Here is a 12,644-nt window from a genome sequence, read left to right as displayed (position 1 = left end):
ATCGGATGAACTGACATGCGCCTGCTGTATGCCCTTCCGATCGCATTGCTGCCTTTCGCCGCGCAGTTGCCCTCCAACGTGAGCGTCGGCGCGTCGGTCGGCATCCTCACGCTCGCGCTCCTGCTGGGCAACCGCGAACCCGGCTACCTGGCGCGCTCCAGCTACCTGCTGCCGCCGCTGGCAGCCCTGTTCGTGGCCATGCTCATCGGCTTCGCCGCCGCGCACTGGCACGACCTCGCCGATGTCGCCAAGGACCTGCGCGAGGCCAAGGTCGCGGTGCTCTTCCCCTTCCTCTACCTCGCCTATCGGCGCTGCGGACTGGACCTGAAGACCACGCGGCAGTTGATCGTCCTGTCCCTGGTGGTCGCGGTGGCGGCGGGGCTCGTGGCGGTCGGACAGGGCTTGAGCTTCAACCTCGGCGAATTCTCGGAAACCCAGCGCGCGACCGGGCCGTTCGGTCCGATCAAGATGGCCAATCGCGCCGGCGTCTTCTTCGCCATCTTCCTGCCCATGCTCGTGGCGATCGTGCTGCAATCGCGGCAGCGTCCGCTCGCCCGCGGCGCCGCGCTGGCAGGCAGCCTCGTCCTCGCCATGGCGATCCTGTTCACCTATTCGCGCCAGGCGTACCTGATCGGCCTGTTCGGAATCATGGTGCTGCTGGTGTGGCGGAGCATTCCCGCGGCGGCGCTCGCCGGCGTGCTGATGGTGGTGGTGATGCTGACCGTCCTGCCCGACAGCGTCGTCGATCGCGTGCAGGAAACCCAGCAGGTGGACGCCAGCGGCGAGGTATCGCTCGACGTGAGCACCACCAGCCGCTTCACGATCTGGAGCGGCACGCTGGCGATGCTGCGCGACCATCCCGCCGGCGTAGGCCTGAACCGTTTCGGCGACCACATCGGCGACTACACCAGCTACGCGGGCAAGGACGCGCACAACGGCTTCCTGCTCACCCTGGCCGAATGCGGCCCCCTGGGACTGCTGGCGTTGTTGTGGGTGTTCTGGCGCCTGTGGAGGATGACGCACTGGCTGCGACGATCTCCGGGCGCCGCGGGGCCGGAGGGCGGCACCTACGAGCGCGGCTTCACCCTCGCCGTGGTGTCCATGGCACTGGGGAACATGTACGGCAGCCCCTTCTTCGACAGCGTGATCATGGCGGACTTCTGGATCCTGTGCGGGCTGATGGAGCGCTACGGCACCATCCGCGAACACGCCGCGCACGTGGTGGCGGCCGCGCAGGCGCCACAGCGCACGCCGGTCACGCTCGGGCAACGCTTTCCGCTCGCCGCACGCGCATTGCCGGGACTGGCGCGCCTGCGGCAACTGCCTCCCTGACCTGCACCGGTCTGCGCGCATGGGGAACCGCATCGTCGCTACGCAATGCCATCACGCGCCGGAACGGGCGCGGGCGACGCGCGCCGCCGTGGCACGGATGGCGCTGTGCGCGGGTGCGCTTGTTTCCGGCGCGTCGGGCGCAGCGCCGCCGGTAGCCTGCGCTTCGCCTCGTGCCGACACCGCCGGGATTCCGATATCGCTCGCGCCGGCGCGCGACGCCAGGACGTTCTACGTCCGCGCCGACGGCGGCGACGCGGTGCAGTGCACCGGCCGCGCGGATGCAGCCTATCCCGGCAGCGGTTCGGGCAAGGCCTGCGCGTGGAAAAGTCCGGAGATCGCGTTGCCGCCTTCCGGGCCGGCGCGCATCTCCGGTGGCGACACGCTGCTGATCGGCGCGGGCACGTACCGCATCGGCGACAACGGTTACCTGCAACCGATTCCTGGCGGACGCAGTGCGGCGACGCCCACGCGGGTCATCGGCAAGCCCGGCACGATGCCGAAGATCGTCGGCGTCGGCGGCATCCATCGCGTGCTCAACCTCGAGGGCAGTTCCAACGTCGAAGTCGGCCGACTCGAGATCACCGACAACAGCGACTGCGTGTTCCGTCATGCCAATCCACGCGTCGCCTGCAACGACGCCATGGCATGGGCGCGCGTGGGCCTCTACGCCAAGTCGTCGAGCAACGTCTGGCTGCACGACCTCGACATCCATGGCCTGGCGGCGCGCGGCATCAATGCCGGCCTGCTCTCCAACTGGACGCTCGATCGCGTCAGGATCAACCGCAACGGCACTGCCGGCTGGGACGGCAATGTCGGCGATCGCGGATCCGATTCGGGGCGGATGATCCTGCGCGATGTCGAGATCGCCTGGAACGGCTGCGGCGAGCGCGTGGCGACCGGCGAGCCCTGGGCGTGCTGGGCGCAGTCCGCGGGCGGCTACGGCGACGGGTTCGGCACGACCGAAACCGGCGGCACCTGGCTGATCGAGGACGCCAATGTCCACCACAACACGTCCGACGGGCTCGACCTGCGCTACATGGATGGCGCCGACGGCACGTCCGTCACCGTGCGACGCCTGCGCGCGGTGGCCAACGCCGGCAACCAGCTGAAAATCAAGGGCAATGCGCTGGTCGAGGATTCGGTGCTGGTCGGCCACTGCAGCTTCTTCCGCAACCGCTTCTTCATGGGCGATGAAGACCTGTGCCGTGCGGATGGCAGCACGCTGCAATTGGTGCTGACCGGTGGCGATACGGTGACCGTTCGCCGCAACACGATCGCCGGCGAAGGTGCGGTGCAGATCGGCCACAGCGAGGGCGACGACAGCGACCGCATCCTCGTGCGCGACAACCTGGTGATGGGGTTTCCGTACTACCGCCGCCCATCGCGGCAGTCCGCCTTCGACGGCGGCAAGAGCCGCGCACGCATCCAGTCGACGGGCAACATCGCGTGGCGCGTCGACGAATGCCCCGACGGCGCGCGCTGCGAAGCGCCGCCGAAGCTGGCGAACACGACGCTGGCCGCGTTCGACGCGAGGCCGCTTCCCGGCAATCCGGGCGGCGGCAAGGCCGGTGCGATGCCATGCAGCGCGGCCGCGGGCCGCTAGGAACAGGGAGCGGACATGGCACTGGCCGACCGGATCTACGCCCATCTGCCGCACGGCGGACAACAGCTCGCGGCGTCGGCCTTCGGCGTGTATCGACACTGGCTGCGCTCGGGACCGGGTTACGGTCGCCTGGTGCAGGGCTACCGCGATCGCGACGGCTGGTCGGCCGAACGTTTCGCCGCGTACCAGGCCGGGATGCTCGGGCGCCTGCTGGCCGCCGCGGCGGATCACGTTCCCTACTATCGCGCTGCGTGGAGCGCCGCCGAAAAGCGCGCCGCGCAGGCCGGCCGGCTGGCGGAACTGCCACTGCTGGACAAGGATCCGATCCGCGCACGGCCCGGGGATTTCGCGCGCGACGACCTGCGTCCGCTGCTGCGCTACCGCTTCCTGACCAGCGGTTCGACCGGCACGCCCGTGACCACCTTGTGGACGGCGCGCGAAGCACGCGACGCGCGCGCGCTGCGCGAAGTGCGCTCGGCCGGCTGGGCCGGCGTGTCCTTCCGCGACGCGCGCGCGACGTTCTCGGGGCGCCTGGTCGTACCCGACACGCACAGCCGCGGCCCGTTCCACCGCTTCAACCGCGTGGAAAACCAGGTGTATTTCTCGGCTTTCCATCTCAGTCGCGACAACGCGCACCAGTACGTCGCAGCGCTCTGGCGCCACAATACCCGCTGGCTGACCGGATACGCCGTCTCGTGGGCGCTGCTCGCCCGCTACATCCTCGAACGCGGCCTCGAAGTGCCGCCATTGGCCGCGGTCATCACCACGAGCGAGAAGGTCACGCCGCAGATGCGCGCGGCGATGGAAGCCGCGTACCGGTGCCCGGTGTTCGAGGAATACGGCACGGTCGAGAACGCGGTCTTCGCCAGCGAGTGCACGCATCATCGCCTGCATGTCAGTCCGGATGCGGGCGTCGTCGAGATCCTGCGTCCCGACGGCAGCGCCTGCGATCCCGGCGAAGCCGGCGAGGTCGTTGCCACCGGGTTCGTGCGGCAATACCAGCCCTTCATCCGTTACCGCGTCGGCGATGTCGCGGCGTGGGATCCCGCACCGTGCACCTGCGGGCGGCACATGCCGGTGCTGAAGGAAGTGATCGGCCGCATCGAGGACGTGGTCATCGGGCCGGACGGACGCGAGATGGTGCGCTTCCACGGCATCTTCGTCGGGCAGGATCACGTGGCCGAAGGGCAGATCGTGCAGGAAGCGCTGGACCGCATCCGCGTGAAGGTAGTGCCGGCGGGAGCGTTCGGCGACGCGGACGTCGCGGACATCGGGCAGCGCATCCGCCAGCGGCTCGGCGACGTGGAGGTGCTGGTCGAAACCGTCGAAACCATTCCGCGATCGGCGAGCGGAAAGTTCAAGGCCGTCGTGTCGATGGTGAAACCAGTCGCCTGACCGATGGCGAAGGCATGGGGAGTGCCGATGACGTTCGCGGAGTACCGGTTCCTGCTGCTGTCCGACCTCTACCGCATCACCGGCAATGCACGGCGCGGGTTGGCGGGCGCGTGCTTCTTCCGCGGCGAATCGTTCCGCTACAACTTCTGGCTGCGCACGTGCGCGTACACCAGGTCGCATGCGTTGCTGCGGTACGTGGCCTACCCGTTCGCGCGCTTCGTGCTGGGACGGCTGATGTACCGCTACGGCATCTCGATTCCCGCCGGTACGCGCATCGGCAGCGGCTTCTACATCGGCCACTTCGGCGGCATCGTGGTGAGCGGCAAGGCCACCATCGGCCGCAACTGCAACATCTCCCAGGGCGTGACCATCGGCAGGACCAACCGCGGCAACCATCAGGGTTATCCGGTGATCGGCGACAACGTGTACATCGGTCCGGGCGCCGTGATCGTCGGCGGCATCCGTGTCGGCAACAACGTCGCGATCGGCGCCAACTGCGTGGTGACGCGCGACGTGCCCGACGATGCGGTGGTCGTCGGCGTGCCGGGCAAGGTGATCTCGTCCGAAGGCGCCGTGGGCTACGTCAACCGCACCGACTACGAAGGCAAGTTCGGTTGATCCACGCCGCGCTGGCGTCGCGTGGAAACGCTTTCGCCCAGTCAGCTTCCGCGGTCTCCGTCACATTTCTGAGCGAAGTTGGCACGATTTGCGCCGCGCATTTCGTCTTGTGACGCGTACCGCATTTTCCTGACCCGCGATTTTCGCGGCTCGCGACTATGATTCGCGCGCGCGAGGCACGCGCGCGCGATTGTGAACAGGGAAACCCCTGTTCATGATTTTCATCTTCCCTACTGCACGCTGAACATCGCATTCAAGCTCGCAGGCCTTGACCCCGCGATGCGCGTGTCGCGGGGTTTTCGCGCCTCGACGTGCAAAAGAACTGTGGCGGCTCGCACAACCGCCCAAAAACCCGCTCCGTAGAGTCCGCCCCCGGCCGTGCCGAGGGAGCTCTGGCCAACCCCCATCAGTTCTCACGGAGTTGCCCAGATGTTCCCCCAGTCCCTGCGTGACAGCCGCAAGCTGTCCAAGCTGTTCGTCTCCCTCTCCCTCGGTCTTGCCGCCATCGGTTCCGCCCAGGCCGCGACGTATTACGTCCGCGTCGACGGTGGCGATGCCTCGCAATGCAACGGTCGCGCCGACGCCGCCTATCCGGGCACCGGCACGGGTCAGGCCTGCGCCTGGAAGAATCCCAACATCGCCCTGCCTAACTCGGGCGCTGCGCGCATCGTCGGTGGCGACACCCTGATGATCGGCGCCGGCACGTACCAGATCGGCAGCGGCGGTTACATGCAGAAGGTGCCGAGCGGCACGAGCAGCGCGAAGACCCGCATCCTCGGCAAGCCCGGCACCAAGCTGGTGGGCGTGGCCGGCACGCATCGCGTGATCAACCTGGACGGCAGCTCGTACGTCGAACTCGGCAACCTCGAGATCACCGACAACAGCGACTGCGTCTACAACCATTCCAACGCCGCGGCCACCTGCACGAGCACGATGCCGTGGGCGCGCGTGGGCATCTACGCGACTGCGTCGAGCAACGTCTGGATCCACGACGTCAACATCCACGGCATGGCGAAGAACGCCTTCAACGCCGGCGGCCTGAGCAACTGGACGCTCGAGCGCGTCAAGATGAATCGCAACGGCAGCGCGGGCTGGGACGGCAACGTCTCCACCGGCGGTTCCAACTCCGGCGCGATGGTGATGCGCGATATCGAGATCTCCTGGAACGGCTGCGGTGAGAAGGTCGCCACCGGCGAAGCCTGGGCCTGCTGGGCGCAGAGCACCGGCGGTTACGGCGACGGTTTCGGTACGGTCGACACCGGCGGCCAGTGGCTGATCGAAGACGCCTTCGTCCACCACAACACCTCGGACGGCCTCGACCTGCGCTACATGGACGGCGCCGACGGCACCAACGTGGTGATGCGTCGCGTCTACTCCTTCGCCAATGCCGGCAACCAGGTGAAGATCAAGGGCAACTCGCTGATCGAGAACTCGGTGCTCGTCGGTCATTGCACCTATTTCCGCGGCAAGTTCTACATGGCGGAAGCCGACCTGTGCCGCGCCTACGGCAGCACGCTGCTGCTGATCCTGACCGGCAACGACGTCGCCACCGTCCGCCACAACACCATCGCCGGCGAAGGCGATGCGCAGATCGCGTATGGCGAAGGCACCTCGACCGACAAGATCTACGTGCAGAACAACCTGGTGGTCGGTTTCCCCTACTACGCCAGCACGTCCAGCAACACGCTGATGGCGGGCGGCGGCGCGCCGGCGGTGAAGAGTTTCTCCGGCAACATGGGCTGGAACGTGCGTTCGTGCCCGTCGGGCACCACCTGCACGCAGAACCCGATGCTGACCAACATGACGCTGGCCTCGTTCAATGCCGAGCCGCTGTCGGGCAGCCCGGTGATCGACAAGGCGCCGATGATCAGTGCGGTGACCACCGACTTCGTCATGGGCGCGCGTCCGACCGGCACCGCCAACGACGTGGGTGCGTACGAGTTCGGTGCGGGCTCTTCCACTCCGCCTCCGCCGCCGGCTCCGACCTGCACGCGCGCCGCGCCGACGCTGACCGTCACTGGTCCGACCGTGGCGGTCGCCGCGGGCACCACCAACAGCTACGCGATCAGCCTGAAGAACAACGACAGCGCCGAATGCGCCGCGACGTCCTTCGCCCTGGCTCGCACCGTTCCGTCGGGTTGGACGGGCACGCTGTCGGCCACTGCGCTGTCGCTTTCGCCGGGCGCCACGGGCAGCGCCACGCTCGCGGTCGTCTCGCCGTCGACCGCCGCTGCAGGCAGCTACGGCCTGGGCGTGGGCACCAGCAGCAGCGTCGGCAGCACGCACACCAAGAGCGCTTCGGCAACGTACACGGTCGCCGCTCCGCCGGCGCCGGTCCTGACCGAAACGGTCAGCGCCAGCAAGACCAGCTACAAGGCCGGTGAAACCGTGTCCCTGACCGCGCGCGTGATGAAGAACGGCGTGGCCCTCGCCGGTGCCTCGGTGAACTTCACCGCGATCAAGCCGAACAAGACCAGCAAGGTCATCCTCACCGGCACGACGGACAGCAACGGTTATGCCCGCGTGTCGTTCAAGTCGGGCTCGGGTTCCAGCTCGATCGGCACCTATCAGCTGACCGCCACGGCGACCAGCGGCAGCCTCACCACGAAGGCGACCACCACGTTCTCGGTCTACAAGTAAGTCGAACGCAGTACGCAGCAGTTCCACAGGGCCCCGGGGTTTCCCGGGGCCCTTTTTGCGAACGGATCTCTTCGCGCAACCGGAGACCTCCGCGTCTGGCGAACCGGCGAAGGCATCGCGCAGGCAGGCGCTTCTTCACGCAGTGAGGCAACGGCCGTGTGCAGATCCGTTGGCACGGTTTAAGCCGCGAACGAAGAACCGTGATGCAGGCCTCATTTTTCTGACTCGCGATTCTCCGAGGCAAACGCGCGCAAATCTCTGCGAGTGCGCGCATCCGGCAAACATGAACAGGGCGACTCCTGTTCAGAAATTTCATCTATCCGACTCGTACCTGAACACACTGCCTCGGCGGCCGTCTTTAACCGCCCGATACGCGTCTCTCCGCTCGCCCGAGGCCATGCGGGATCGAAGTGTGGCCGCTCGCACAAACCCCCTCGGACCCTCGTTCGTACAGTCCGCGCCGGCCTGGGGAAGGAGTTCCTGGCCTTCCCCCAATGGTTTGCGGAGTTGTCTTCATGTCCTTGTCCAAGCTTTTCGTCTTCGTCTCCCTCGGCCTCGCCGCCATCGGCTCCGCCCAGGCCGCGACCTATTACGTGCGCGCCGACGGCGGAACCGCTTCGCAGTGCACCGGCAAGTCGGACGCCAGATACCCCGGCACCGGCACGGCCCAGGCCTGCGCCTGGAACAGCCCCAACATCGCCCTGCCCGCATCCGCTTCGCGCCGCATCGCCGGCGGCGACACCCTGGTCATCGGTGCGGGCAGCTACCAGATCGGCAGCGGCGGCTACATGCAGCCGATCCCGAGCGGCACCTCGACCGCGAAGACCCGCATCATCGGCAAGGCCGGAAGCACGCCCAAGCTGGTCGGTGTCGGCGGCACGCACCGCGTGATCAACATGGACGGCAGCTCGAACGTCGAGATCGGCAACCTCGAGATCACCGACAACAGCGACTGCGTCTACAACCATTCCAACGCCGCGGCCCGGTGCACCAGCACGATGCCCTGGGCGCGCGTGGGCATCTACGCGACCGCCTCGAGCAACGTCTGGATCCACGACGTCAACATCCACGGCATGGCAAAGAACGCCTTCAACGCCGGCGGCCTGAGCAACTGGACCATCGAGCGCGTCAAGATGAACCGGAACGGCAGCGCGGGCTGGGACGGCAACGTCTCCACCGGCGGTTCCAACTCCGGCGCGATGGTGCTGCGTGACATCGAAATCGCCTGGAACGGCTGCGGCGAAAAGGTCGCCACCGGCGAAGCCTGGGCCTGCTGGGCGCAAAGCACCGGCGGTTACGGTGACGGCTTCGGCACGGTCGATACCGGCGGCCAGTGGCTGATCGAAGACGCCTTCGTCCACCACAACACCTCCGACGGCCTCGACCTGCGCTACATGGACGGCGCGAGCACCACCAAGGTGACGATGCGTCGCGTGTACTCGGTGGCCAACGCCGGCAACCAGGTCAAGATCAAGGGCAACTCGCTGATCGAGAACTCCGTGCTCGTCGGCCAGTGCACCTATTTTCGTGGCAAGTTCTACATGGCCACCAGCGATCTGTGCCGCGCCTACGGCAGCACGTTGCTGCTGATCCTGACCGGCGGCGATACCGCAACGGTGCGCCACAACACCATCGCCGGCGAAGGCGATGCGCAGATCGCGTACGGCGAAGGCACTTCCACGGACAAGATCTACGTGCAGAACAACGTCGTGGTCGGCTTCCCGTACTACGCCAGCACGTCGACCAACACGCTGATGGCGGGCGGCAGCGCGCCGGCGGTGAAGAGCTTCTCCGGCAACCTGGGCTGGAACGTGCGTTCGTGCCCGTCGGGCACCACCTGCACGCAGAACCCCAAGCTGACCAACATGACGCTCTCGGGCTTCGACGCCGAGCCGCTGTCGGGCAGCCCGGTGATCGACAAGGCGCCGATGATCAGCGCGGTCACCACCGACTTCGTGGACGGCAAGCGTCCGACCGGTGCCGCCAACGACGTGGGCGCGTACGAATACGGCGCTGGCAGCTCTGCTCCGTCGCCTACGCCGGCTCCGACCTGCACGCGTGCCGCTCCGACGTTCACCCTGGCCGCGTCGAGCGCGTCCGTCGCCCCCGGCACTTCGAAGACCTTCACGATCTACCTGCAGAACCACGACAGCGCGGGTTGCGGCAATACCTCGTTCAAGCTGGCGCGCACCATCCCGTCTGGTTGGACCGGCACGCTTGCATCGACGACCCTGTATGTCGCCCCCGGCAACTGGGGCAAGACCACCCTGGTTGTGACCTCGCCTGCCACGGCTACCGCGGGCAGCTACACCATCGCCACGGGCGTCAGCAGCAGCGTCGGCAGCGCGCATACCAGGAGCGCCACGTCGAAGTACTCGATCGCTTCGGCAACCTCCACCGGCCTGGCGGAATCCGTCAGTGCCAGCAAGTCGAGCTACAAGGCCGGCGAAACGGTGTTCCTCACGGCCCGCGTCACCAAGGGCGGCGTGGCTGTCGCCGGTGCCAGCGTGAACTTCACGGCGCTCAAGCCGAACAAGGTCAACAAGGTCATCCTCAACGCCACCACGGACAGCAATGGTTACGCCCGCGTGTCCTTCGTCTCGGGAACGGGATCGAGCTCCATCGGCACGTACCAGCTCACCGCGACCGCGACGAGCGGCAGCCTCACGACCAAGGCGACCACCACGTTCGCGGTGTACAAATAATTCGGAACCATGTGTACACCAAGGCCCCGGAAGAAATTCCGGGGCCTTATTTTTCGAACACCGGGTTTACCGCGCTGGCGGGTCCGCCCGCCAGCGGTAATACACCAGCCCCGCCCACTCATGCAGCGCGACTTCGGCATTGGCCAATGCGCTCGTGCGCGGAACCAGCGCCCACGGGATGCGCGAAGGCAGCCGGCGCAGGTCCGTACCGAGCGGGCACACGTCGAAACCGTTGCGGACATACGCCGTCTGCGCGCGGCGCATATGCACGAGCGAGGTGACCAGCACCACGCGCCGCGGCAACCGGGGCGAGAGTTCGGCCGCGTGTACGGCATTGCCCCAGGTATCGCCGGAGCGGACTTCCAGCCGCAGCGCTTGCGCCGGCACGCCCTGCGTGCGCGCATAGGCGCCCATCAATTCCGCAAGCGCGGGAATGCCGCGATGCGGCGCCCCGCCCTGCATCACCAGCACGCGCCCTTCGCCGGCGCGCCACCACGCTACCGCGCGATCGACGCGACGGCGGCTGGCCAGGTTCAGCACGGAATAGTCCTGGTCATTGCGCGGCCGTGCGTCCACACCTCCTCCGAGCACCACTGCAACCGCAGGTGGCGCCGCCGCACATCCGTCCGCAGCGTAGAAGGGCCGCTCCAGGGGTCGGGCCAGCAGGTTCGCGCCGAGCGGCGTCATCACGACCAACGCCGCGAGCACCACCGCGCACAGCACGGCGAACGCGATGTGTCGTCGCCAATACCACGCAAACGGCAGGAGCGCCCCCGAAATCAGCAACCACGCCAGCGGCGACAGCAGCCACTTCATCCGGCTAGTGCGAGCGCTTGAGCAGCGCCAGCGCCATGCCGCGGAGCCTGCTGTCGAGCGCCAGGATCGGCAGCGCGTACAGCGCCAGGAACAGGACGCCCGCCACGACCAGTCGCATCCAGGTGCCGAGCACGCCGAACAGATCGGAGCCCAGGGCGACGCCCACCAGCACCGCCGCACATCCGAGCGAAAGCGCCGCGACGCGCACGTCCGGCATGCGCGCCAGGCCGCGCGGACAGACCAGGTACTGCGCAGCGCAGAGCGCCGCGTAGGCGATCGCCGTCGACCAGGCCGCGCCGATGTAACCCACGCGCGGAACGAGGATGAAGTTCATCGCGATGTTGAGCAGGGCCGCACCCAGGGTTATGCCGAGCACCAGCATGGTCCGCTTCTTCAGCTGCAGGCCGTAGTTGGCGATGGCGAACAGCGCATAGGTCGACACGGTGATGCCGACCACGATGAAGACCTCGCCCGAGGCGACCTTGTCCGGGCCGCTCAACGCGACCAGGATGTCCTCGCCCGACACCAGCAGCATCGCGATGATCGCCACGACGGCGTAGGTCATCGGCAGCAGAACGCGTTCCTTCAGTGCACGCACCTCGACGGCACCTCCCGTCTCGTACGCGCGCATCACCACGGGGGTGAATGCTTCCGACAGCGTCGCATCGATGAACACGTTGATCTGCATCGCCAGCGCATAGCCGATCGCATAGATGCCGACCGCGGCGAAGTCGCCGGTCAGTTGCTTGAGGAGTACGCGGTCCATGTTGGCCAGGACGCTGAAGGACAGTTCGTGCGCCATCAGCGGCAAGCCGTAGATCAGGCCAGCCTTCACCGCGGCGAGGTCGACCGTGTCGCGCGCAAAGTGCACGTTGCGGTACAGCCAGGACGCCAGCCAGGCCAGCAGCACGATCGTCGCCGCGATCTTGCCGCCGTACACGGCCAGCGCGCTGTGCTGCACGAGGATCACCGCGCCGACGACCAGGACGAGTTCCAGCAGCCTCCCGAGGATCCGCGTGGCCATCACGATGTCCGAGCGCTCGCTCGCACGAACCACCATCTGCACGATGTTGACCGCCGCGAGCATCGGGATCATGGCGAAGGCGCACCAGAACAGCGGCGAGAACCGGCCTTCGAGGATCGACCACCCCGCCATCGCCAGGGCGGCAATCAGCCACAACGCGCCCGACAGCAGCATCGGCAGCGCCACCATGTTGGTGCCGAAGGCGCGCATCTGCCGCGCATCGCCGTGGTACGGATAGAAGCGCACGATCGCGTGCGGCGTGCCGAGCTTGAGCGCCGCGACACCGAGCAGCATCAGCGTGTCGTAGTAGCGCAGGATGCCGAACTGCGTGTTGTCCAGGAACCGCGTGAGGATCGGGAACGAGATGAAGCCCGCAAGCATCACCATCCCGTTGGAGAACGAGTAGCGCAGATAGTGCGTGGCGATGCCAGGACGCCGGCGCGTCATGGGTGCGCTCCCGTCCGCTTCGCGTACCACGTCGGCCTGGCTGTTCATCCCTGTCGTTTCCCTC

General features: G+C 67.3%; 8 protein-coding genes. 6 read left to right on the top strand and 2 right to left on the bottom strand.

What is annotated here, in order from left to right; all coding sequences use genetic code 11:
- Window positions 1–15: 15 nt before the first annotated feature.
- The 6 genes from ACFPN1_RS02470 (at window position 16) to ACFPN1_RS02445 (ending at window position 10,293) form a co-directional block, all read left to right on the top strand.
- Window positions 16–1,332, top strand: a complete 1,317-nt coding sequence (locus ACFPN1_RS02470; RefSeq protein ID WP_386752682.1) for an O-antigen ligase family protein — start codon at window positions 16–18, stop codon at window positions 1,330–1,332.
- A gap of 19 nt (window positions 1,333–1,351) precedes the next feature.
- A complete protein-coding gene (locus ACFPN1_RS02465) occupies window positions 1,352–2,935 on the top strand; it encodes a hypothetical protein (RefSeq protein WP_386752681.1) in 1,584 nt (527 codons plus the stop codon).
- 15 nt (window positions 2,936–2,950) lie between these two features.
- Window positions 2,951–4,330: a phenylacetate--CoA ligase family protein gene (locus ACFPN1_RS02460; RefSeq protein ID WP_386752679.1), complete on the top strand. Its 1,380-nt coding sequence runs from the start codon at window positions 2,951–2,953 to the stop codon at window positions 4,328–4,330.
- Window positions 4,331–4,357: 27 nt separating this feature from the next.
- Entirely contained in the window at window positions 4,358–4,948 is a 591-nt protein-coding gene (locus ACFPN1_RS02455; protein WP_386752678.1) for a serine O-acetyltransferase, read from the top strand.
- A 429-nt stretch (window positions 4,949–5,377) separates the two neighbouring features.
- Window positions 5,378–7,588: a choice-of-anchor Q domain-containing protein gene (locus tag ACFPN1_RS02450; RefSeq protein ID WP_386752677.1), complete on the top strand. Its 2,211-nt coding sequence runs from the start codon at window positions 5,378–5,380 to the stop codon at window positions 7,586–7,588.
- Between the two features lie 515 nt (window positions 7,589–8,103).
- On the top strand, window positions 8,104–10,293 hold the full coding sequence (locus tag ACFPN1_RS02445) for a choice-of-anchor Q domain-containing protein (protein ID WP_386752676.1): 2,190 nt from the start codon (window positions 8,104–8,106) through the stop codon (window positions 10,291–10,293).
- A gap of 66 nt (window positions 10,294–10,359) precedes the next feature.
- Here the strand turns inward: ACFPN1_RS02445 and ACFPN1_RS02440 are convergent, their stop codons facing one another.
- Both ACFPN1_RS02440 and ACFPN1_RS02435 read right to left on the bottom strand, forming a co-directional pair.
- On the bottom strand, window positions 10,360–11,109 hold the full coding sequence (locus tag ACFPN1_RS02440; RefSeq protein WP_386752674.1) for a YdcF family protein: 750 nt from the start codon (window positions 11,107–11,109) through the stop codon (window positions 10,360–10,362).
- Window positions 11,110–11,113: 4 nt separating this feature from the next.
- On the bottom strand, window positions 11,114–12,628 hold the full coding sequence (locus tag ACFPN1_RS02435) for an oligosaccharide flippase family protein (RefSeq protein ID WP_386752672.1): 1,515 nt from the start codon (window positions 12,626–12,628) through the stop codon (window positions 11,114–11,116).
- Window positions 12,629–12,644 lie beyond the last annotated feature (16 nt).

This window comes from Lysobacter yangpyeongensis, assembly GCF_042655745.1.
Taxonomy (GTDB): domain Bacteria; phylum Pseudomonadota; class Gammaproteobacteria; order Xanthomonadales; family Xanthomonadaceae; genus Agrilutibacter; species Agrilutibacter yangpyeongensis.
Note: the sequence above shows the minus strand (reverse complement) of the source record. Positions and strands in the feature narration are given on the sequence as shown.